Raw genomic sequence first — 18,055 nt, 5'->3', positions numbered from 1 at the left:
CTCCCGGTCAACTCTGGCCCACCCGCGCGGAGGCCTGCTGAGCCAACGTGAGCGCGGCCGCGTTCCGGTCCACCCCCGGGCCACTGTCCATGATGCGCAGGTCGAACATCTTGCCGTCCTGCACCCAGTCGACCGCGCCGGGGATCCCGCTGACCACGAACGACGCCTGGCCGATACCCGGGTTCTGGGTGGGATCGGCCAACTCGGCACGGCGGCGGGCGAAGGTCGTGGCGATGTCGCCGTCCTGGGTGGTCGTCGTCTGCAGGTTCAGCACCGGATCGCTGCCGTCCTGCGTTCGCTCCCACACACATCCGTCGCCCAGGTAGCTCACCCGCCCGACCTCGGCGCCGGTCGCGGCGATGACCTCCGCCGGGGTCAGCAACCCGCACGCACCCGCGGTCGCGGCAATGTTCGGGGTGGTCGCGGTCGGCGGCAGCGACGTGCTGGTGCCGGCGTTCGACGGCCACGCGCCGGTCCCGCAGCCCGCGACAGCGAGCACCCCCGCCGACATCGCGACCAGCGCCACGACACGGCTGCCGCCCAAGAGGAAACTCGGCACGCCCATACCCGAGTTTTACACAGGCGGCTCGGGCCCGGGCCCGGAACCGACGAGGGTGCCCTGGTGATAGCGGATCACCCATCGGTCGTCGCGGCGTTCCCAGACGGTGGATCGGCGGGTCACCCGTGGCCCCTGTACCAGTGTGTAGGTCAGCAGGTAGACGTCAGGGCCGAGCCGGGCGCACCGGAAGTCGCTTGTCTGCCAGGGGTCTTCCGCGTCCCGGTCCCGCGCGTCGAGCACCGACCGGACGTACTCGCGGTCATACCGCTGCCCGGACGCCCCGACCTCCCAGAAGTCGTGCGCGGTCATCGCCTCGAAGTCGGCGCGGGTGGTCCCCGACTCAGGGCGGTGGAAGATCGGCTCGCGCCGCCGCAATTCCTCGAGCACCTCGGCCAGTGCGGGATCGGTGCGGGGCAGGTCGCGATCGGTCACCGGCTCACTGTGGCATGTGGACGCGTTCGCGATCGGTCGCCGCGCCGCCGCGCCAGCCGAGCAGCACCGAGGTCCCGGTGGGACGCCACGGCAGGAACACGGCGACGACCGCGGCGCACACCAGCACCGCGGACACCGTCACCACCGAGGCCACGTGGAAGCCGTCCATGCTGGCGACCTTCATCGCGTGGATCAGCGCCGCCTTCTGGTCGGCGAACATCGGGTTGACCTTGTGCTTGGCGATCTCGAGCACGCTCAGTCCGGTCTGGCGGGCGATGCCCTTCTGGTCCGGCGTCATGATGCTGTCGGGGATCGCATCGATCCGCGGCCCGACCTTGCCTGTGTAGACCGAGGCGAGGATCGACCCGAGCACCGCGACGCCGAGCGTGCCGCCGATCTCGCGGGTGGTGTCGTTGACGGCCGACCCGGCGCCGGCCTGCTCGGGCGGCACCGACGCCATGATCGATTCGGTGGCCGGACCCTGCACGATCGCCAGTCCCAGGCCCATCAGCACCATCGAGACGAGCACCGGCCCGAAGTACGGCGTGTCGACGGTGACCTGCCCGGCGATGAACATGCCGAGCGCGAGGACGAGCAGACCGCACACCATCACCGCGGTCGTGCCCAACCGCTGGGCCGCCAGCGTCGCCACCGGCGCCCCGATCCCGACCGCCGCAGCGAACGGCAGCGAGTGGATGCCGAACTCCAGTGGGGTGTACTCGCGGACCGCCTGGAAGTACTGGGTGATCATGAACAGGAACCCGAACATCGAGAAGTAGCCGACCGCGATCGCCAACGCGGGCAACGAGAACCGGCGGATCCGGAACAGCTGCATGTTCAGCACCGGCGACGGCGTGCGCAGTTCCCACCACACGAAGACGGTGAGCGTGATCGCCGCGGCGAGGTAGCCGGACACGCTGGTGGTCGAGAGCCAGCCGTGGTGCGGCGCCTCGATGATCGTCCACACCAGCACCGTGACCCCGATCAACGACAGTGCGATGCCGAGGAGGTCGACGCGCCCGCTGTGGTCGGCGCGCGATTCGGGGACCACGGCGACGGCGGCCGCCGCGACGAGGACCGCGACGGGCACGTTCACCCAGAAGACCGAGTGCCACGAGAAGTTGTCGAGCAGCCAGCCGCCGACGGTCGGGCCGATGGCGATCGCGAAGCCCGCCATCGCCGTCCACGCGGCGATGCCGATGGCGCGTTCGCGGGCATCCTGGAACAGATTGATGATCAGTGCGAGCGTGGCGGGGAACACCGCCGCCGCGCACACCCCCATCGCCGCCCGCGCAGCGATCAGCTGACCGAGGTCCCCTGCGAGCGCACCGCCGACCGACATGACGGCGATGCCGATCAGGCCGATCGTCATGGCCCGGCGCCGGCCGTGCCGGTCCCCGAGGTGCCCGAACGCCAGCAAAAGGCCGGCGAACGTGAGCGTGTAGGCGTCGACCACCCACTGCAGTCCGCTCATCGTCGCGCGCAGTTGGGCACCGATCGACGGCAACGCGACGTTGACGACGGTGTTGTCGAGCACCACGAGCAACTCGGCGAGGCAGATGACGGCGAGCGCGAGCATGCGGCGGCCGGTCACCGACCGGTCCGGCACCGCCACGTCGGGTACGGAAAGCGCGAGTGGTCGCATGCCGCCGCTCCATTCCTCCGTTACCACCAGTTACACACACATCTGACGGTTGAGTAACCTAGACCCGCCCGGCGCCGGCGGTCAACCGAGGACGGAGCGAGCCGGAGCAAGTGGGGGCTTGCCGACACCTCGCTCACGGTGTGCGTGACCGCACGCGCGCCGGGTACACTGCCACCGGTCCCCGCCCTCGTAGCTCAGGGGATAGAGCACCGCTCTCCTAAAGCGGGTGTCGCAGGTTCGAATCCTGCCGAGGGCACATACTCGATCGCCAGGTCATAGGCATGATCTGGGCATCCAGCAGGCAACGACACCGCGACCTTTGCCCACATTTTGCCCACACTCGCCCGCAAGCTACGAGCATGACCCAGCATCACGCGCCGCCTTATCTAGCTGGTCAGCGACCGCACCGAGATCGTCCTCGTACAGGTGCCCGTACCGGTCCAGCGTCAGCGAGGCCGACGCGTGCCCGAGCATCCGCTGCAGCGTCTTGATGTTCGCGCCGGCGCGGATCGCCAGGCTCGCGCAGGTGTGCCGGAGCTCGTGGGGTGTGAATCCATCCGGGCAGCCGGCAGTCTTCACCGCGCCGCTGAACCAGTCGCGGCGCGCATTGCGCACGCGCATTGGCCCGCCGCCGCCCGCGGGGAACACCAGCTCTTCCGGCGCCCGCCCGTCGACGACCTTCTTCAGACGCGCGACCAGGAATGCCGGGATCGGTACGTCTCGGCCCTTGCCCGACTTCGGGGCGCCCCACTCGAGCTTCCCGTTGACCTCGGTCACCGACTGGCGCACGTAGAAGCGCGCGCGGTCGAGGTCGACGCTGCCGACGCGCAGCGCGGCCAGCTCGCCCCAGCGCAGCCCGCAGTAGGCGAGCGTATAGACGATGTCGGCCCGAGCCTTGGCGGCCGACGCGAGGGATGCCACTTGGCCGGCAGTGAGGTACCGGCGCTGCTTCTCGTCCTGCTTGGGCAGGTCGATGTCCGCGGCCGGGTTGGCGACCAGCCGCTTCGACTTCACCGCGGTAGCGAGGATCTGATGCAAGACGGTGTGATGCTTTCGCACGCTGCCCGGCTTCATCTGGTCGCTCATGCTGCCGATCCACGATTGGACACCCTCGTGAGTGATCGCGGAGATGTAGATGTCTCCCCACTTCGGGAGGACCTGCGCGTCCAGGCTCGATTGGTACCGGGCCCGGGTGGAGGGCTGCAGGTTCGCCTTCCCGGCGAGCCACATGTCGGCGTAGTCCCGGACCGTTACCCGGCCGGCCGCTGGCGCAACGTAGGAGCCGGTCAGCTTCGCAACCTCGATGGTCGCTGCGAATGCCTCGGCTTGCTTCTTCGTTGTGAACCCGCGCTTGTCGGTCTGCCGGTGATCTGGGGTGCGGTACCTGACGCGGTACCGCTTCTGCCCAGAGCTCGTCATGTAGGGGGAAATAGCTGCCATCAGCTACCGAACCTCTGCCCATCGTCGGCGTCGCGCAGGCTGCGGATCGCACGGAGCATGTCTGATGCCCGAGCCACCATGTGCGGGAACTGTCCTATCACACAATTCTCACAATCAGTAGGGGCGCAGCCTGTGCATGTTCTGTCAGTGTTCACGAACCGACTATCTCAATCGGGATGTAATTCGTGACACTCAGTTGGTCACGATTCGATCTCGTTCGGGAGTGTCCGGGCGAGCCTCTGCTCAAGCGCCGAGAGAATGCCCGGCCCCTTCTCGCTCGCGACTGCAGCAACGAGAAGCTCGTCGGTCGCCGTCAGAAGCTGCTCGCTGATTGCATTTACCAGCGCGTCGGCCTCGTCGCTCGGCGGTAGCTTCGCCGCCAGTTGCGCGATGTTGCCTGCGACTTCCGACACCCTAGCCACGCGAGTAAGCGCGACGACAACCATTCCACTGACCGAGCCGGCCTGCGCGAGCGCGCGGTACTTCGCGTGGGTGCGATCAAGCTCCGTCAGCGGTACGGCCGGCGTCAGCGCATCGGGTGTGCCGCCTCGCCATACACGCTCTGCACTTCCGGGTGACCACTGGAGGGCGGCGTCGAGTTTGCGGAGGGTGGCCCGGCTCGGCGGCTTGCCTACCCCGTTCTCCAGTGCCGACAGCGTGGCGATCGATGGACCGCCGGCCTCTCGGACTTCCTCCTGGGTAAGCCCCAGTTCGTTGTCACGTCGCTGTTGGATGACCTGCCCAAGGCGGGCCATGTCTGCGTCCATACGCATCAGTGTGAAACAGGTTCTCGGTAAAAGCAAGCCATAAGCGCGAAACTTCCAACTGTCACACGACCAGGACAAATGACACTGGCGTAGTTCCACCACCTGGGGAAACCGTTACAAGATCGCGACCTGCGTTTTTACCAACTTCTAATTACTTCCATTCTGGTTCCATCGTGGTTATGCTCATTCCATGCTCACCGGTGACGAACGACGCGGACCTGAGGGTCGGAAGCGGGTTCCGGAAGCCACCGTCTCACTCCCCGTCAGACGCCTCCGCGAACTCCTCGGACTGACCGAGACCAGCCTCCTAAACCTCGTCGAAGAAGCCACTGGCGTACGTCGATCGGTGGCATCACTATCGCAGGCAGAACGCGGAAACCGCGGTCTATCAAAGGTTTTCGAGACCGCGCTTGCGACGACACTCATGCAGCAACTCGCAGAACGAATCGGAGGACCACGTGACGGGTGACGACGCAATCGAGGCCTGGCTGGCACAGGTCAAGGGACGAACGCCAGACGGACCTGCCGACAGCGCGATCGCCACACTGCGATCCTTCGGCCCAACTTCCAACGAGTAACCAGGGAGACGTTCCACATGCCCGCACCCAACAGCAGGCTCGCGACGCCACCAGAGGTCGCCGAGTACCTGCAAGTCACTGTCAGCGACCTCGCGCAGAAGCGATTCCGGGGGGCCGGGCCGAAGTTCGTGAAGCTCGGCAACCGCCAGATCCGCTACCGCTGGTCCGACGTCCAAGCCTGGCTGGATCAGCAGACCGCATCGATCACCGGCTCGTAGATGAATGGCCGCCAGCAGGCGCAACTGCTGACGGCCGGTGTCCAACACCCAATAGAGGAAAGGTCAGACATGACCAACGATACGACACTCGCCACCATCCCGGTGCCCGGCGTCGACGCCCCGATCACCGCGGCCGAGATCGACGGCCAGCCGATGGTCTCCCTCCGCCACGCCTGCGATGCGCTCGGCATCGACCACTCGAAGCAGCTCCGCAAGCTCAAGACCAAGTCGTGGGCAACCGTGGACCTGAGGGCCACGGTTGCCGTGGATGGCAAGGCGCGCGAGATGGCGATGATCGACCGCCGCACGTTCACGATGTGGCTCGCGACCATCGACGAGAAGCGCGTGAATGAGGCCGCGCGCCCGGTGATCGTCGCCTACCAGGCCGAGGCCGCCGACGCGCTCGACGCGTACTTCCACGACGGCGGTGTCATCAACCCCCGCGCCACCGAACACCAGGCGAATGCCCTCATCTTCCAGGCGCGCGCGCAGATGGAGCTGTGCCAGGCCGCGCAGGGCCTCATCCACCCCGACCACCTCGAGGCGCGTGCCCGCGTGGTGCTGGCACGCGGTCTGGGTGAGCACGCCGAACTCGACCAAACCCGCAAGCCGCTGTACACGCAGGACTTCCTCAAGGGAAAGAACCTGTCCCGCACCAAGTTGAAGTCGGTTGCCGGCGTGTTCGGGAAGCGCGTGAAGGCCGCGTACATCGCAGAGCACGGCCGCGAGCCGGAGATGTATCCGCTGGACCTGTCGAACGGGCAGACCCGCGAGGTGCGTGCCTACACCGAAGCCGACCGGCCCCTCATGGAGCAGGTGTGGCGCGAGCACTACGCCCCGCTGACCCTCGACGTTGCGGCGGTGAAGGCGTGAGCGACTGGATCAAGATCGGCGAGCGGAACGAGACCGAGACCTTCATTCGGCCCTGGTCGCCCGGAGACGGACTGGTGTGCAGTCAGGCCGGGAAGCAGAAGCGGTCGCCGTGTGGGCCGCCGGTCGCATCGAAGATGATCCTCTACCCCCGTGGCACCTACGTGCGCCACGGCGAGTGGCGCGAGAAGCGAATCCATTCCGTCGTGTGCGTGAGTCACCTGGCGGGCCAGTTCGCTTCATCCCCCGGCGGCGAGCGCGCCGAAGTCGAGCGCGCCGCGCGGGAGCAGTTGATCGTCGCCCACTGGGACGAGTACCAAGCTGCCGTTGCCGAACGGTTCGCCGAGGTCCGAGCGCTCCGACTCGCCGCGATCCCTGAAGCAATCCGAGACCTCATCGGTGACCGAATCGACGCCGACGAAACCGACTGCGAAGGGGACGCATCGTGACCACAGGATTCGCACCCGCCCACTGGCTCGATGAGGTCGAGACGATCGTCGACCGCGGCGAGCTGGTCACGCCCGACACCGACCTGGATGCGCCGACCGCCTGCCAGCAGGTGTCGGCCCGGCAGATCCTGCACGCGCTCCTCGTGATTGCGGTGATCGGCCTGGTCGTCGCGTGGGGCATCGCCTACGGGGTGACCCGATGAGCAGCCTGCCGTGGGTCTTCTACGACCTGTCCGTGTTGGCCGGCCTCTGCCTTGTCGCGCTCGGCGTGATCGACGCCGGCACGTTCCTGCGGGTGTGGTCATGACCGCGCCGCTCGGGGCCGAGTGCGACCTTTCCGCGCTCGTCGACAACATCACCGTGCCGTCGCTCGCGGACCGGTTCGCCGTCCGATACGCCCTCGCCGCGCTCGCCCTCGTCACGCAGGTTCCGACGCTCGACGGCGACGACCTCGACACCGTGTGCGCAGACATCACCGCAGCACTCGCCCAGCACTTCCCGAACCACATCCTCCCGGAGGGGAACCACCATGCGTAACACCCTGATCGCCGCCGCCGTCATCGCCGCGGCCACCTTCGCCGCACCGGCGGCCGCGTCGGCCAGCACGACCACCGCCGCCACCTCGTCCTCGGTCAACCCCGCCTGCGCGCGACTCGACGCCGGTGGCACGTTCGCCGACATCATCGCCGACCACGTCGCGGCCGGGACCGGCGGATTCGCGACCGGGCAGATGCTCGGCTGGTCGATCCTCATCGGCTGCCCGCAGCACATCGGCGCGATCGGCGGGTGGTGACGTGGCCCAGGACTCGAAGTGCACGTGCGGCGGCACCGCACCCGGATTCCCCCAACACGAGCCGTGGTGCTTCATCTACACCGGCCGCACCGGCGATGAAGGAGACGACCGATGATCACGATCCCTTGCGGCAGTGACTATCTCACCATCGAATCCGACTTCACGCCCGGACGGAAGCGGGTCGAGATCATTCGGGACGGGTCCGTGTACTGGTCCGCGTCAGTCTCGCCCGCACTGGCCGCGCGCATGTCGGCCGCGCTGGCTGAGGGGTGATCCCGATGATGCTGTGGACAACCGACGACGTCGAACGACTTCCGTACGGCTGCATCATCACCGACGGCCTGGCCCGCGTGTTCCGCACCGCCGCGATCCACACCGCATCGGGCGAACCCCGCGTGATCCTCACCTACACCCGCGCCGGCCATCACATCTTCCCCGTCGACCTCGAATACCCGGCCGCTGTCACCAGCTGGCCGCAGCAGAACAGGAACAATCAATGAGCAGCAGGCAGGACATTGTGCGGCGCATCGCGATCGCGGCCGCGATCAAGAAGAAGGCAGCGGAGGTCGAGTCCGCGGCGAAGCTCGAGCTGGCGGAAGACATGGCCCGCGGCTCGGAGGCGGTCGTCGATGACGAGGGCCGCGAGATCGGGATGGTGTTGATCCCGCGGGCGACGAAGCCGAAGCCGGTCGTGGAGATCGACGAGTCCGTCGTGATCCCGTGGATGTACGACGAGGACCCCGACGCGGTCGAGGAGATCGTCCGGCTGCGGGAGTGGGCCCGCAAGGACGTGATCACCCGCGTACTGGCAGCGCACGCGGCGGGCAGCGAGTTGCCGGCCGGGACCGCGGTGTCTGTGCCGGAGGCGCGGAAGACGACGGCCCGCTACACCGCCAGCGAGGAAGCGGATGTGCTGATCGCGGGCATGTACGCCCGCGGCCAGATCGACCTCGGCGCGGTGCTGGCGATCGGCGGTGCGCAGTGACCGAGAAGCCTACCGTTCACGAGGCGTTCGCCGCGGTGATGGCCGAGGTGTTGGGCATCTCCAAGAGCGAGCGGAACACGCAGCAGAACTTCAACTTCCGTGGCATCGACGCGACGATGAACACGGTCGGCCCGGCGCTGCGGGAGCACGGTGTCGTGATCATCCCGGAGGCGTTGTCGATCGAGTCGGAGCGGTACCCGACGAAGGCCGGCGGGCAGATGCGGAACGCGACCGTGCACATGCGGTACACGGTGTTCGGTCCCGCGGGCGACAGCTTCGCCGGGTCGACGTACGGCGAGGCCGCGGACGCCGGCGACAAGGCGGTGAGCAAGGCGCAGTCGGTGGCGTACCGCACGTTCCTGCTGCAGGGGCTCACGGTGCCGACGCAGGAGCCTGACCCGGACGCTGACACGCACGAGCGGGCCGCGAAGTCGCCGGCCGACGAGGCACGTGAGGCCCTGCTGGCGACGCTGAAGTTCAAGGGCATCGACCCGGCCGAGGCTGTGGAGACGTTCCGCAACGACGGCAACGGGGAGCTGCGCGACTCGACCGACGTCGACGCGATCCGCAAGATGACCGAGTTCTACCGGGGGCAGTCATGATCGAGCCTGGGCAGCTCGACGCCAATGGTGTGGCGCGGCACCTGCTGGCCCTCTCCCGCGAGCTGGAGAAGGTGACGCAGCAACTCAACGAGGAGGACATCCGCGCCACCGAGTTGGCCGAGGACGCGAAACTCGCGGAGGCCAAGGCGTTCGTGCGGGTGTCCGGGTCCGTGGACTTCCGGAAGTCGCAGGCGGTCATCGAGACCCACGACATTCGGCTGGCCGCTCGGGTATCCGAGGCAACCGTTCGCGGGCTGCAGCGCACCGTCCGAACCCTGCAGTCACGGATCGACGTCGGCCGGTCGCACGGCGCCACGGTGCGGGCCGAGGTCCAGCTGGCCGGTCGGGGTGAGGGCGCATGAGCATCTTGGACGGCTGGCTCGACGCCGACGTGCTGCTCACCGACCCGCCCTACGGCATCGACTACCAATCCGGTAGCCGTCGCGCAGACCTGGCCGCATCAATCCTCGGAGACAAGGACACCGCAGCCCGCGACACTGCCCTCACCGCGTGGGGTGACCGGCCCGCGCTCGTGTTCGGCACCTGGCGCATCCCACGCCCCGAACGCACCCACACCCGACTGATCTGGGACACCAAGGGTGCACTCGGGATGGGTGACCTGTCCGTCCCCTGGAAGCCGTCGGACCAGGAAATCTATGTGCTCGGGAAGGGATTCACCGGGCGACGGGACTCCAACGTCCTCACCTGCCCGCCAGTCCAGTCGACCGCGAAGAACGGGCGCCTGCACCCGCACGAGAAGCCGATCGACCTGCTGTGGCGGCTGATCGACAAATGCCCGGCCGGGGTCATCGCAGACCCCTTCGCCGGCAGCGGATCCACCCTCGTTGCCGCCGCGACCGCCGGGCGCCGGGCCGTCGGTGTCGAGCTCAATGAACGGTACTGCGAGGTCATCGCGAAGCGGCTCGCGCAAGGCGCACTCAACTTCGGAAGTGCGTCATGAGTCGCCGCAAGACCGGGCCGTCGCAGGATCAGGTCGACGCGCTGCTCGCCCGGTCCGGTGGCGACTGCGAGGTCATCGCCGGGCCCGCGTGCCTGCTGACCGCGCACCAGATCCACCACCGTCGTGCCCGAGGCATGGGCGGCACCAAGCGTGACTCGACGAACTTCCCATCCGGGCTGCTGCACGTGTGCTGGGTGTGCCACGCGCACATCGAGTCGAACCGTGAGCGGGCGTTGCGGGCGGGCTGGCTGGTGTCACAGAACGACGAGCCGGCGCACGTACCGGTGCGGTGGCGTGGCCGTCAGGTGTTGCTGACAGACCTCGGCGGCATCGTCGAACAGGAGGTGCTGTGGTGAGCGCGCCGACGTTGCTGGACCTGCTATGCGGCGACTGGGTGCACGCCAAGGGCGTCTGCACGCTCAACGCCGACGTCGTCGACGTGGGGTGTCTGCACGGTGTCGGCGTGTGGTGCGACACCCCGCATCGGCACCTGCACACCCGTGTCCGTCGCGTCAGCGCGAAGGCGTGCGCCGACTTTCTCGACATCACCCGCGCGCAGGGCGAGGCGACGTTCCCGATCGTCCGCCGCGACCCGCAGAGTCCCTGGCGGCCGGCATGACCAGGTGCATCTGCGGACTCGAGTTCGAGTCGGAAGCCGTCTACGAGTGGCACTTCGGTGCCGGGTTCTGCCCGTTCGGATCGGAGGTGAAGAACTGATGAGGATTCGTTCGATCAAGCCCGAGTTCTGGCGGTCTCAGGACATCTCGACGATCGCCGACTGGGACACGCGGCTGCTGTTCATCGGGCTGTGGTCGTACGTCGACGACAACGGGGTTGGGCAGGACCGGCTTTCACTGATCACGACAGACCTGTTCGCCGATGACGTCGAGCGCGATGCTCGCGAGACATTCGCGAGGGTGTCGCGAGGGTTGCAGCAGCTTTCTGAGGCTCGTCGCATCATCCGCTACACCGTCGATTCGCGGGATCTGCTGTACGTGACCAACTGGGAGAAGCACCAGCGGATCGACCGGCCGAACAAGCCCCGCTACCCGCTCCCGACCTGCGAGAACGCAACCGTTCGTGAGGTTGTCGCGGAATCCTCGCGAGAGTGTCGCGAGTCCCCATCGACTGGAACAGAGGAACAGGGGAACAGGGGAACAGAGGAAAAGAGCTCTTGCTCACCGGCTGCGCCGTCGAGCGACCCCGCGACCTATCCGGCCGCGTTCGAGGAGTTCTGGACCGCGTACCCCCGGAAGTCTGGGAAGCGGAAAGCCCTTGAGGCGTGGCGCCGCGCTCGGCGCCGGGCCGACGATGCCGAGCTGGTCGCTGGCGCCAGCCGATACGCGACCGACCCCAACCGCGAGGACCAGTTCACGAAGTACGCCGAGGGATGGCTGAACCGGGACGGCTGGCTCGACGAACCGCTCCCCGCCCGTGGCGCCACTGGCCGCTCCCGGCACGACGACAAGATTGCCGGCTGGCTCGCGATCGCGAACGACACCGACCAGAAGGCGATCTCATGAGCGACAACAAGCGCATCGGCGCCCTGGTGTTGACGAAGTGCGCCGCGCACGACCCGTGGTTCCCGAACGGCGGCGAGGCGATGGCGATCGCGTGGGGCGACGTGTTCGCCCGCTACGGGCTGCAGCTCACGGACCTGATCGAAGGCGTCTCGATCGCCTACTGCGAGTTCGGAAGCGGGTTCAAGCCTCTGCCCGCGGACATCGTCAAGGCCGCGCGCCGAGTCCGGCGCGAGCGCCTCGACCGCATGACCTCCGACGAACGGCGCGTCTATGAGGCCGCGCTCGACCAACGAATCGACGACAAGATCGCCGCCCTCGAAGCGGCGCGAAAGGATGCCTGATGTCCCTGCCCATCATGACTGGAACCGGCCGGCTCACCGCTGATCCCGAGCTTCGGTTCTCACCCTCGGGCGTGGCCGTGGCGACCATGAACCTCGCGTTCAACGCCCGCAAGTTCGACCGCGACCGCAACGAGTGGGTCGACGGCGACGTGTTCTTCATCCGCGGAACCCTGTTCAAGCAGGAAGCGGAGAACGTCGCCGAGTCGCTGACAAAGGGCTGCGAGATCGTCGTCACCGGCCGGCTCAAGACCGAGCAGTGGACCGACCGAAACACCGGCGACAAGCGCTCGGCCACGTCGCTGCTGATCGACTCGATCGGCCCGTCGCTGAAGTACGCGACCGCAAAGCCGCAGAAGGCCGCGAGAGCGTCGAACAGCGCTCCGGCAGCGGATGACCCGTGGGGTGCCGCGAACGCGCCGCAGCAGACCGAGGAGCCCCCGTTCTGATGGCCGCCCACACGATCACCCTGCCGTGGACGACACCGATGCTGTCCCTCAACGGCCGCGACCACTACCGAGTGAAGGCGAAGAAGGTTGCGCAGATCCGGCACGACGTCGCGACGCTGATCCGGGAACGGCAGATCGAACCGGCCGGCCACGTCCGGGTGGAGCTGCACTATCGGCCCCGCGACAACCGGCGTCGTGACGAGGACAACCTCGTCGGCGACCTGAAGGCGATCTGCGACGGCCTGGTCGATGCCGGCCTCGTCCCCGATGACACCCCTGAGTGGATGTCGAAGATCATGCCGATCTTGCACCGCGCCGAGAGGGGCGTCGGCTCGCAGATGTGGCTGGCCGTCGACTGCTCCCCCATCGTCCCGTAACCCGAAGGACCACAAGCCATGACAACCCCTACCCCCACAGTCGGCGACACGGTGACGATCGCCGACATGCTCGGCACCTGGCATGTCGACCGGATCGTCGGCAACTACGCCGGCCTGACCCGCCTCGACGAACCGTCGAACAGGCCGTCCGGCGAGAACCTGTCCTCGACCGACGTCGCCGTGTTCACCAGCCGCCTCGAGGTGGTCGCGTGAACGGGGACGTGATCGTCGCCCTGAACCTGCGCGACGGTCAGGACTGCGCCACCGCTGCGCTCCCCATCTGGCGGGCCCGGGCCGCGCTGATCGTCACCCACCCCGACCAGTTGCGAGGGGTCCGCACCACCTCGGATCGGGTGCACATCACCGAACGGGCCGTGGGTAACCCGCGGTTTGCGGCCATCAGGAACATGCTCGCCGCCGCACTCGCCCAATCGGGAGCAGTCCGATGACCCGCCTGCGGACCACCCTCGCGGCGACCGCACTCGCCGCCGCCGGCATCGCAGCCGCCGTGACCATCACCACCGGCCTCATGTTCGAGGCCCTCGCGAAGCTCGACGAAAGGAACGGAACATGGAGCTGACATCCGCCACCGGCACGTGGGCTGCCCACGGCCACGCCGTCACCTTCCCGACTATGCGGCTGACCATCTGCCAGCTACTCACCCTTGGAGGCTCCCTGTGACCGATCTCGACCTGTCCCGCATCACCAACCCGCTTCGTCTCGCGCAGGGCTCGCACGGCGCCGGCAGTGGCAAGGGCTGCGCCATGAACGTCATCAGCTACATCAACGGTGACACCAAGATCACCGACTACCCGTCCTGTTCGGCGCGTCCGCTGGCGTCGCTGGTGCAGATGGTCAATGACAACCTGGCCGGGCCAGACGGGTTCCTGTCGCCCGAGAACGCCGTGATCGCCCTCGATCTCGGCTGGCGCACCGTCGGCACCGCAGGCGTGTCGGACTCGGTGATTCACGAGTGGATGGCGGAGATGCTCACGTCGCCGGTGTGGGGTGCGATCCGTGCGGCCGACAAGGACGGCGCTGTCGTGATCGAGCGCATCGCCGAGATGCACCGCAAGGTCGCCAAGGGTGAGATGGAAAGCGCCTGGTCCGCCGCCCGGTCCGCTGCCGGGTCCGCCGCCTGGTCCGCCGCCGAGTCCGCCGCCGAGTCCGCCGCCTGGTCCGCCGCCTGGTCCGCCGCCGAGTCCGCCGCCTGGTCCGCCGCCTGGTCCGCCGCCGAGTCCGCCGCCGAGTCCGCCGCCCGGTCCGCCGCCTGGTCCGCCGCCGAGTCCGCTGCCGAGTCCGCCGCCCTCATCGAGTTCACGAACCACGCCATCGACGCATGGCGACGGATTTCCGGCCTCGACGAGAAGCCTGTCGACACCAACGCCGTTGACACCGCGCTCGGACAGATGCAGGCGGTGCGAGCATGAGCGAGCCGACCGCCGAGATCGACATCACCGCCGAGACGATGCGGACACACCTCGACTACCTGTCCGGCTGCGGCATCGGCGAGCACGCGATGACCGTCATCGAGGGCGTGATTCGGGACATGGAGGCGTACGCCGTCGCTGACCGGGAGGTGGAGGAACTGGCACGGGTGCTCAGGCATGAGTGGCACATGGGCGGCCGGGGCGAGATGTCGGATGAGCCGCCCAGTCTGAGCTGGATCGCTGTCGCCCGCGCCGCCAAGGCCCACCTGATCCCCGACAGGGCACGGGTCATCGGGCCGGAGGTGATCGCGGCGACGCAGATCGCGCTGCGCGGCGCCGACTCCATCCACCCGGCAGACCAGAAGAACATCGAGTACGCCCGCAAGTGGTTCGGCGACTGCACACCCATGCCGTCCGGCATCCGCGTTGCCCGCGCCTGGGACTCGCTCGCCGACGTGCCGCACGACGTCGAGGTGCGGGACCGTCAGGGGTGCACATGGACCCCGATCGAGCCACCACATCGGGTCAGGTCCGAGGAGTTTGAGCTGAGCGCCGACTGGGACACCGCCCACGGCCCCTTCACGGAGGTCCTGCCGTGACCGCGCAGACCCCCGCCGACGTGATCGCCGCTGAGCTAGCCGCCTGCACCTGGCACACCAACGGTGCGGGCGATGCACACCGACAGAAGGCCGACAACATCCTCGCCGCGCTCGACCAGGCCGGGTACATGATCGCCGACAAGCCGACAGCCCCGTTCAAGGCTGACGGGTTCGACTTCACTGGGTGCACCGACCGAAACCCGGACGTGTGCGCCTGCGAGAGCTCGACGGACACCGAGTGCGACCGGTGCGCAAACCCCATCGAGGACGGGCAGCTGATCTGGCAGCTCGACAGAGTCATGTTTCCGTCACTGCCCGATGGTCACGATGGCCAAGAGTGGGAAACCCATGTGTGGCACGACGATTGCGCCGCCGCCCAACTAGCCGAGGAGGCCACCCGATGAGCGACACCGACCGTGACCACCTGGCCGAGCTGATGAACGAGTGTCCGCCGCTGTGGATCATCGAGTCCACCGTGCCGAAGGACTGGCATGACACAGCCGAGCACATCCTGGCCGCTGGCTACCGCCGTCCCCGCGTGATCGAGAACGTCGAGGAACTGGCGGCGCTGCCGGACTACACGATCGTCGCCATCGGCGGCGTCCTGGCGGCACAGAAGGACCGCGGCCACTGGTTCACGGCTGGTGATGGATCGCCAGCAACCTTCAACGACGAGGCATTCCCCGCCCGCGTGCTCTGGACCCCCGAGGAGGCCGACCAGTGAAGCTCGAACTCGCGGGGAGACTGCGCGCACTCCCCAACCCCGGCGCCGGCGAGGTCGCCGCGGTCGAACTCGCCACCAACGGCATGGACGGGCAACCGACCTACCGGAGCGACCACATCGGCCGGACCGTCGCGCTTCGCTATCACGGCACGCTGATCGCCGGCCCGCTCGAAAGCGTCACGGATTCACTCGACGAAACGTCGATCATCCTGCGGATCGGGGACTTCATCACGGTGGCGGTGCATCCGACGCATCCGGTGACCGTGGCGCCCGAGGGCTACACGCTGTCCGTCATCGCTGAAACCAACACCGAGGAGGCCGACCAGTGACCGACATTGACACCGGAGGTTTGCGCCTCATCACCGACACCGATCTGGAACCGATCACCCGCACCGAGGCCGTGGCGACGCTGAAAGCGGAGTGGACGACCGCTCGGAGGGCGTACATCGACCTGGTCGACGCCGTTGGGAAGCTCGCACACGGCCTTTACTCGGCCGGGGAAGTCTACTACGCGCGGATCGGCGACCGAATCAAAATCGGGTACTCGAAGGACGTTCGCCGGCGGATGCGCGCCTACCCGCCAGACACGCAACTGCTCGCGGTGCACCCCGGCTCGAAGGACACCGAGCGGCAGATGCACCACCGTTTCGCGCACTGCCTCGCGGACGGCCGCGAATGGTTCACGCCGGACACGTCGCTCGCCGACCACATCGAATCCGTCGTAGCCGAGCACGGCGAACCCACCGACCACATCCACAAGTTCCGTCGCAGCAAGCAACGCGGTCAGACCATGAGACTCAAGGGGAAAGGCGGATGGGCGATCACATGAGCACCGATGAGAACCTGCGGGACGCGCTCCACCACCTGGACACCGCGATCCACCGACTGACCGGGGTGCGCACCACCATCCACGACGGCCGCACCCTGACCGCGCCATGCCTGTACGTCCAGATGCAGCAGGCCGTCCACGAGTCGAAGCGCGGCGTCTCCCCCGGCGCCTTCAACTCCAGCGCCCCAGCATGGTTGGAGACGATCGACTGGATCACCACCGTCGACACCACAGTCCGCGCCTGGGCCACACCCGAGCAGGGCCACATCCTGTCCCTGCTCGCCGGACTAGCCCACCGGCCCTGGCGACCCCAGGACACCGGGCAAGCTCGGCAGATCACCAACACCATCCACGGCTGGGTACGCGCAGCCGAAACGATCCTCGCCGGCGGACCCCGCATGGAAGTCCGCGAGCCCTGCCCAGAGTGCGGCGAACGGTACGTCTACCGGCGGGACGGGTTGGGGGAAACCATCCGCGCTGATGTCCTCCACATCGACGCCGAGGGGTGCCACTGCGCGGTGTGCGGAACCCACTGGCCACCCGACCAGCTGGCCTTCCTCGCCCGACTGATCGGCGCACCCGACGTCACCGAACAGTCGGGTGCGTGACAACCCGCAACAATCGCGTAGAGTGACCCACGGAGCCGCAGTGTGCCTACAGCACGCCGCGGCTTTCGTGATTCCTCGGCCAGTGCGGGACCACGGCGACGGCCCACTGGCCGAGGACACCCCCACCCACCACGCAATGCGAGAGGGGGTGACCACATGCTGACCACCACCCTCGTTGCGTTCGTCGAGTTCCTCCCCGCTCTCGGGAAGCTCGCTCTCGCTCTGCTCCCCGTCGTGACCTCGCTGTCCTGACGGGCACTGACCCCCGCCGTTGCAGCTTGCCAGCGCACGCGGGCCCGGCCGCCGGACCGGGTTACCAACCGGCTCAACTTCCCTCACTCGCGGAGGAGCCAGCGTGAACGTCATCGACACCATCGCAGAACACGCCGTCTGGATCACCGGCCGCATCGCTTGTCGACTCCTCCACCGCCACAACGTCACCTGCCGAGGACGAGCAGACCACTACCGCCTGGTGGCCCGGTCGTGAACCCGATCGACGCCATCACCTCGCTCACCGGCCAGGTGCTCATCCGCATCGGGCAGGCCATCGCCCAGCAGCAGCCCGCACCGGTCGAGCCGATCACCGTGCACGTGCACTGCCACCACGACCCGATCCCTCGCGCGGGTTGGCGCAAGCGATGACCCCGGCCGAGACCATCGCCCGCATCGACGGGCAACTCCGTCTCGCACAGCGCGGCTACGACGCACACGGCTACCGACTGCGCCACAAGGACATCCCCCACCAGATCGACAAGCTCCTCGCCCAGAGGTCAGAGGCGATGCGGGCGCGGACATGACGGGCCGCACCACCACCGAGAAAGGTCTCGGCTGGTCACACCAGAAGCAGCGCGATCGGCTCCTTACGCGACACGTCGACGG

36 protein-coding genes and 1 tRNA gene are annotated in these 18,055 nt (G+C 67.8%); 32 read left to right on the top strand and 5 right to left on the bottom strand.

The genetic code is table 11. The features are described 5' to 3' along the window. Positions 1 to 7: 7 nt before the first annotated feature. Genes G4X40_RS18975 through G4X40_RS18965 form a run of 3 tightly spaced genes read right to left on the bottom strand, consistent with a single transcriptional unit; the run spans position 8 to position 2,636 of the window. Positions 8 to 565: a hypothetical protein gene (locus G4X40_RS18975; protein ID WP_277834815.1), complete on the bottom strand. Its 558-nt coding sequence runs from the start codon at positions 563 to 565 to the stop codon at positions 8 to 10. 9 nt (positions 566 to 574) lie between these two features. Further along, entirely contained in the window at positions 575 to 991 is a 417-nt protein-coding gene (locus tag G4X40_RS18970) for a nuclear transport factor 2 family protein (RefSeq protein WP_277834813.1), read from the bottom strand. 4 nt (positions 992 to 995) lie between these two features. Further along, positions 996 to 2,636, bottom strand: coding sequence for an MFS transporter (locus G4X40_RS18965; RefSeq protein WP_277834811.1), 1,641 nt, complete (start codon positions 2,634 to 2,636; stop codon positions 996 to 998). Positions 2,637 to 2,819: 183 nt separating this feature from the next. Between G4X40_RS18965 and G4X40_RS18960 the strand changes: the two genes are divergently transcribed. Beyond that, a tRNA-Arg gene (locus G4X40_RS18960) sits at positions 2,820 to 2,892 on the top strand. Between the two features lie 95 nt (positions 2,893 to 2,987). On the opposite strand, the gene G4X40_RS18955 is transcribed toward G4X40_RS18960, so the two are convergent. Further along, entirely contained in the window at positions 2,988 to 4,055 is a 1,068-nt protein-coding gene (locus G4X40_RS18955; RefSeq protein ID WP_277834809.1) for a tyrosine-type recombinase/integrase, read from the bottom strand. Positions 4,056 to 4,276: 221 nt separating this feature from the next. Continuing rightward, entirely contained in the window at positions 4,277 to 4,843 is a 567-nt protein-coding gene (locus G4X40_RS18950) for a helix-turn-helix domain-containing protein (RefSeq protein ID WP_277834808.1), read from the bottom strand. Between the two features lie 595 nt (positions 4,844 to 5,438). On the opposite strand from G4X40_RS18950, the gene G4X40_RS18945 reads away from it, so the two are divergent. The 31 genes from G4X40_RS18945 to G4X40_RS18795 all read left to right on the top strand — a co-directional run bounded on the left by G4X40_RS18945 (position 5,439) and on the right by G4X40_RS18795 (position 17,973). Then, entirely contained in the window at positions 5,439 to 5,639 is a 201-nt protein-coding gene (locus tag G4X40_RS18945) for a helix-turn-helix transcriptional regulator (RefSeq protein ID WP_277834806.1), read from the top strand. 69 nt (positions 5,640 to 5,708) lie between these two features. After that, on the top strand, positions 5,709 to 6,512 hold the full coding sequence (locus tag G4X40_RS18940) for a phage antirepressor N-terminal domain-containing protein (protein ID WP_277834805.1): 804 nt from the start codon (positions 5,709 to 5,711) through the stop codon (positions 6,510 to 6,512). Then, the gene (locus G4X40_RS18935; protein WP_277834804.1) at positions 6,509 to 6,958 is read left to right on the top strand and encodes a hypothetical protein; all 450 of its coding nucleotides are present in this window, start codon (positions 6,509 to 6,511) and stop codon (positions 6,956 to 6,958) included. Before G4X40_RS18940 ends, G4X40_RS18935 begins: the two co-directional genes overlap by 4 nt. Continuing rightward, on the top strand, positions 6,955 to 7,161 hold the full coding sequence (locus tag G4X40_RS18930) for a hypothetical protein (protein WP_277834802.1): 207 nt from the start codon (positions 6,955 to 6,957) through the stop codon (positions 7,159 to 7,161). Before G4X40_RS18935 ends, G4X40_RS18930 begins: the two co-directional genes overlap by 4 nt. Before the next feature lie 100 nt (positions 7,162 to 7,261). Beyond that, positions 7,262 to 7,495: a hypothetical protein gene (locus G4X40_RS18925; protein WP_277834801.1), complete on the top strand. Its 234-nt coding sequence runs from the start codon at positions 7,262 to 7,264 to the stop codon at positions 7,493 to 7,495. Next, a complete protein-coding gene (locus tag G4X40_RS18920; protein WP_277834799.1) occupies positions 7,488 to 7,751 on the top strand; it encodes a hypothetical protein in 264 nt (87 codons plus the stop codon). Before G4X40_RS18925 ends, G4X40_RS18920 begins: the two co-directional genes overlap by 8 nt. A gap of 111 nt (positions 7,752 to 7,862) precedes the next feature. Continuing rightward, complete coding sequence (locus tag G4X40_RS18915; RefSeq protein ID WP_277834797.1) at positions 7,863 to 8,024, top strand: hypothetical protein; 162 nt, start codon at positions 7,863 to 7,865, stop codon at positions 8,022 to 8,024. Positions 8,025 to 8,029: 5 nt separating this feature from the next. After that, positions 8,030 to 8,251, top strand: a complete 222-nt coding sequence (locus G4X40_RS18910) for a hypothetical protein (RefSeq protein ID WP_277834795.1) — start codon at positions 8,030 to 8,032, stop codon at positions 8,249 to 8,251. Further along, positions 8,248 to 8,736 (top strand): hypothetical protein, encoded by a 489-nt coding sequence (locus tag G4X40_RS18905; protein ID WP_277834794.1) that lies wholly within the window; start codon positions 8,248 to 8,250, stop codon positions 8,734 to 8,736. Before G4X40_RS18910 ends, G4X40_RS18905 begins: the two co-directional genes overlap by 4 nt. Further along, positions 8,733 to 9,338: an ERF family protein gene (locus G4X40_RS18900; protein ID WP_277834792.1), complete on the top strand. Its 606-nt coding sequence runs from the start codon at positions 8,733 to 8,735 to the stop codon at positions 9,336 to 9,338. Before G4X40_RS18905 ends, G4X40_RS18900 begins: the two co-directional genes overlap by 4 nt. Next, positions 9,335 to 9,700 carry a hypothetical protein gene (locus G4X40_RS18895; RefSeq protein ID WP_277834791.1) on the top strand — a complete coding sequence of 122 codons (366 nt, stop codon included), beginning with the start codon at positions 9,335 to 9,337 and terminating at the stop codon, positions 9,698 to 9,700. The genes G4X40_RS18900 and G4X40_RS18895 overlap by 4 nt, the downstream gene beginning before the upstream one ends. Next, positions 9,697 to 10,299, top strand: coding sequence for a site-specific DNA-methyltransferase (locus G4X40_RS18890; protein WP_277834789.1), 603 nt, complete (start codon positions 9,697 to 9,699; stop codon positions 10,297 to 10,299). The genes G4X40_RS18895 and G4X40_RS18890 overlap by 4 nt, the downstream gene beginning before the upstream one ends. Continuing rightward, a complete protein-coding gene (locus G4X40_RS18885; protein ID WP_277834787.1) occupies positions 10,296 to 10,655 on the top strand; it encodes a hypothetical protein in 360 nt (119 codons plus the stop codon). Before G4X40_RS18890 ends, G4X40_RS18885 begins: the two co-directional genes overlap by 4 nt. After that, positions 10,652 to 10,918 carry a hypothetical protein gene (locus tag G4X40_RS18880; RefSeq protein ID WP_277834785.1) on the top strand — a complete coding sequence of 89 codons (267 nt, stop codon included), beginning with the start codon at positions 10,652 to 10,654 and terminating at the stop codon, positions 10,916 to 10,918. Before G4X40_RS18885 ends, G4X40_RS18880 begins: the two co-directional genes overlap by 4 nt. A 46-nt stretch (positions 10,919 to 10,964) precedes the next feature. Next, on the top strand, positions 10,965 to 11,822 hold the full coding sequence (locus tag G4X40_RS18875; protein WP_277834783.1) for a hypothetical protein: 858 nt from the start codon (positions 10,965 to 10,967) through the stop codon (positions 11,820 to 11,822). Next, entirely contained in the window at positions 11,819 to 12,163 is a 345-nt protein-coding gene (locus G4X40_RS18870) for a hypothetical protein (protein ID WP_277834782.1), read from the top strand. The genes G4X40_RS18875 and G4X40_RS18870 overlap by 4 nt, the downstream gene beginning before the upstream one ends. Further along, positions 12,163 to 12,609, top strand: a complete 447-nt coding sequence (gene ssb / locus G4X40_RS18865; RefSeq protein ID WP_277834780.1) for a single-stranded DNA-binding protein — start codon at positions 12,163 to 12,165, stop codon at positions 12,607 to 12,609. The genes G4X40_RS18870 and ssb overlap by 1 nt, the downstream gene beginning before the upstream one ends. After that, positions 12,609 to 12,986 carry a RusA family crossover junction endodeoxyribonuclease gene (locus tag G4X40_RS18860; RefSeq protein WP_277834778.1) on the top strand — a complete coding sequence of 126 codons (378 nt, stop codon included), beginning with the start codon at positions 12,609 to 12,611 and terminating at the stop codon, positions 12,984 to 12,986. The genes ssb and G4X40_RS18860 overlap by 1 nt, the downstream gene beginning before the upstream one ends. A gap of 18 nt (positions 12,987 to 13,004) precedes the next feature. Further along, entirely contained in the window at positions 13,005 to 13,199 is a 195-nt protein-coding gene (locus G4X40_RS18855) for a hypothetical protein (RefSeq protein WP_277834777.1), read from the top strand. Beyond that, positions 13,196 to 13,435 (top strand): hypothetical protein, encoded by a 240-nt coding sequence (locus G4X40_RS18850; protein WP_277834776.1) that lies wholly within the window; start codon positions 13,196 to 13,198, stop codon positions 13,433 to 13,435. The genes G4X40_RS18855 and G4X40_RS18850 overlap by 4 nt, the downstream gene beginning before the upstream one ends. Next, on the top strand, positions 13,432 to 13,566 hold the full coding sequence (locus G4X40_RS18845; protein WP_277834775.1) for a hypothetical protein: 135 nt from the start codon (positions 13,432 to 13,434) through the stop codon (positions 13,564 to 13,566). The genes G4X40_RS18850 and G4X40_RS18845 overlap by 4 nt, the downstream gene beginning before the upstream one ends. 97 nt (positions 13,567 to 13,663) lie before the next feature. Beyond that, positions 13,664 to 14,416 carry a hypothetical protein gene (locus tag G4X40_RS18840; protein ID WP_277834774.1) on the top strand — a complete coding sequence of 251 codons (753 nt, stop codon included), beginning with the start codon at positions 13,664 to 13,666 and terminating at the stop codon, positions 14,414 to 14,416. Next, a complete protein-coding gene (locus G4X40_RS18835) occupies positions 14,413 to 15,015 on the top strand; it encodes a hypothetical protein (RefSeq protein ID WP_277834773.1) in 603 nt (200 codons plus the stop codon). The genes G4X40_RS18840 and G4X40_RS18835 overlap by 4 nt, the downstream gene beginning before the upstream one ends. Then, entirely contained in the window at positions 15,012 to 15,419 is a 408-nt protein-coding gene (locus G4X40_RS18830; RefSeq protein ID WP_277834772.1) for a hypothetical protein, read from the top strand. The genes G4X40_RS18835 and G4X40_RS18830 overlap by 4 nt, the downstream gene beginning before the upstream one ends. Beyond that, positions 15,416 to 15,739: a hypothetical protein gene (locus tag G4X40_RS18825; RefSeq protein WP_277834770.1), complete on the top strand. Its 324-nt coding sequence runs from the start codon at positions 15,416 to 15,418 to the stop codon at positions 15,737 to 15,739. The genes G4X40_RS18830 and G4X40_RS18825 overlap by 4 nt, the downstream gene beginning before the upstream one ends. After that, complete coding sequence (locus G4X40_RS18820; protein WP_277834768.1) at positions 15,736 to 16,068, top strand: hypothetical protein; 333 nt, start codon at positions 15,736 to 15,738, stop codon at positions 16,066 to 16,068. The genes G4X40_RS18825 and G4X40_RS18820 overlap by 4 nt, the downstream gene beginning before the upstream one ends. After that, positions 16,065 to 16,568: a GIY-YIG nuclease family protein gene (locus tag G4X40_RS18815; RefSeq protein ID WP_277834767.1), complete on the top strand. Its 504-nt coding sequence runs from the start codon at positions 16,065 to 16,067 to the stop codon at positions 16,566 to 16,568. Before G4X40_RS18820 ends, G4X40_RS18815 begins: the two co-directional genes overlap by 4 nt. Further along, positions 16,565 to 17,176 (top strand): DUF7341 domain-containing protein, encoded by a 612-nt coding sequence (locus G4X40_RS18810; protein WP_277834765.1) that lies wholly within the window; start codon positions 16,565 to 16,567, stop codon positions 17,174 to 17,176. Before G4X40_RS18815 ends, G4X40_RS18810 begins: the two co-directional genes overlap by 4 nt. 355 nt (positions 17,177 to 17,531) lie before the next feature. After that, positions 17,532 to 17,663: a hypothetical protein gene (locus G4X40_RS18805; RefSeq protein WP_277834763.1), complete on the top strand. Its 132-nt coding sequence runs from the start codon at positions 17,532 to 17,534 to the stop codon at positions 17,661 to 17,663. Then, complete coding sequence (locus G4X40_RS18800) at positions 17,660 to 17,818, top strand: hypothetical protein (RefSeq protein ID WP_277834762.1); 159 nt, start codon at positions 17,660 to 17,662, stop codon at positions 17,816 to 17,818. Before G4X40_RS18805 ends, G4X40_RS18800 begins: the two co-directional genes overlap by 4 nt. Then, positions 17,815 to 17,973, top strand: coding sequence for a hypothetical protein (locus G4X40_RS18795; RefSeq protein WP_277834760.1), 159 nt, complete (start codon positions 17,815 to 17,817; stop codon positions 17,971 to 17,973). Before G4X40_RS18800 ends, G4X40_RS18795 begins: the two co-directional genes overlap by 4 nt. Positions 17,974 to 18,055: the final 82 nt, after the last annotated feature.

The organism is Speluncibacter jeojiensis (assembly GCF_029589495.1).
Lineage (GTDB): Bacteria > Actinomycetota > Actinomycetes > Mycobacteriales > Mycobacteriaceae > Speluncibacter > Speluncibacter jeojiensis.
The sequence above is the reverse complement of the archived record's forward strand: the minus strand, read 5'-3'. Positions and strand labels throughout refer to the sequence as shown.

Coding starts and splice junctions, on each gene's coding strand:
- G4X40_RS18975 (WP_277834815.1), bottom strand. CDS start 565: ATGGGCGTGCCGAGTTTCCTCTTGGGCGGCAGCCGTGTCGTGGCGCTG.
- G4X40_RS18965 (WP_277834811.1), bottom strand. CDS start 2,636: ATGCGACCACTCGCGCTTTCCGTACCCGACGTGGCGGTGCCGGACCGG.
- G4X40_RS18955 (WP_277834809.1), bottom strand. CDS start 4,055: ATGACGAGCTCTGGGCAGAAGCGGTACCGCGTCAGGTACCGCACCCCA.
- G4X40_RS18950 (WP_277834808.1), bottom strand. CDS start 4,843: ATGGACGCAGACATGGCCCGCCTTGGGCAGGTCATCCAACAGCGACGT.
- G4X40_RS18945 (WP_277834806.1), top strand. CDS start 5,439: ATGCCCGCACCCAACAGCAGGCTCGCGACGCCACCAGAGGTCGCCGAG.
- G4X40_RS18940 (WP_277834805.1), top strand. CDS start 5,709: ATGACCAACGATACGACACTCGCCACCATCCCGGTGCCCGGCGTCGAC.
- G4X40_RS18925 (WP_277834801.1), top strand. CDS start 7,262: ATGACCGCGCCGCTCGGGGCCGAGTGCGACCTTTCCGCGCTCGTCGAC.
- G4X40_RS18920 (WP_277834799.1), top strand. CDS start 7,488: ATGCGTAACACCCTGATCGCCGCCGCCGTCATCGCCGCGGCCACCTTC.
- G4X40_RS18915 (WP_277834797.1), top strand. CDS start 7,863: ATGATCACGATCCCTTGCGGCAGTGACTATCTCACCATCGAATCCGAC.
- G4X40_RS18910 (WP_277834795.1), top strand. CDS start 8,030: ATGATGCTGTGGACAACCGACGACGTCGAACGACTTCCGTACGGCTGC.
- G4X40_RS18905 (WP_277834794.1), top strand. CDS start 8,248: ATGAGCAGCAGGCAGGACATTGTGCGGCGCATCGCGATCGCGGCCGCG.
- G4X40_RS18895 (WP_277834791.1), top strand. CDS start 9,335: ATGATCGAGCCTGGGCAGCTCGACGCCAATGGTGTGGCGCGGCACCTG.
- G4X40_RS18890 (WP_277834789.1), top strand. CDS start 9,697: ATGAGCATCTTGGACGGCTGGCTCGACGCCGACGTGCTGCTCACCGAC.
- G4X40_RS18885 (WP_277834787.1), top strand. CDS start 10,296: ATGAGTCGCCGCAAGACCGGGCCGTCGCAGGATCAGGTCGACGCGCTG.
- G4X40_RS18870 (WP_277834782.1), top strand. CDS start 11,819: ATGAGCGACAACAAGCGCATCGGCGCCCTGGTGTTGACGAAGTGCGCC.
- ssb (WP_277834780.1), top strand. CDS start 12,163: ATGTCCCTGCCCATCATGACTGGAACCGGCCGGCTCACCGCTGATCCC.
- G4X40_RS18860 (WP_277834778.1), top strand. CDS start 12,609: ATGGCCGCCCACACGATCACCCTGCCGTGGACGACACCGATGCTGTCC.
- G4X40_RS18855 (WP_277834777.1), top strand. CDS start 13,005: ATGACAACCCCTACCCCCACAGTCGGCGACACGGTGACGATCGCCGAC.
- G4X40_RS18845 (WP_277834775.1), top strand. CDS start 13,432: ATGACCCGCCTGCGGACCACCCTCGCGGCGACCGCACTCGCCGCCGCC.
- G4X40_RS18835 (WP_277834773.1), top strand. CDS start 14,413: ATGAGCGAGCCGACCGCCGAGATCGACATCACCGCCGAGACGATGCGG.
- G4X40_RS18825 (WP_277834770.1), top strand. CDS start 15,416: ATGAGCGACACCGACCGTGACCACCTGGCCGAGCTGATGAACGAGTGT.
- G4X40_RS18810 (WP_277834765.1), top strand. CDS start 16,565: ATGAGCACCGATGAGAACCTGCGGGACGCGCTCCACCACCTGGACACC.
- G4X40_RS18795 (WP_277834760.1), top strand. CDS start 17,815: ATGACCCCGGCCGAGACCATCGCCCGCATCGACGGGCAACTCCGTCTC.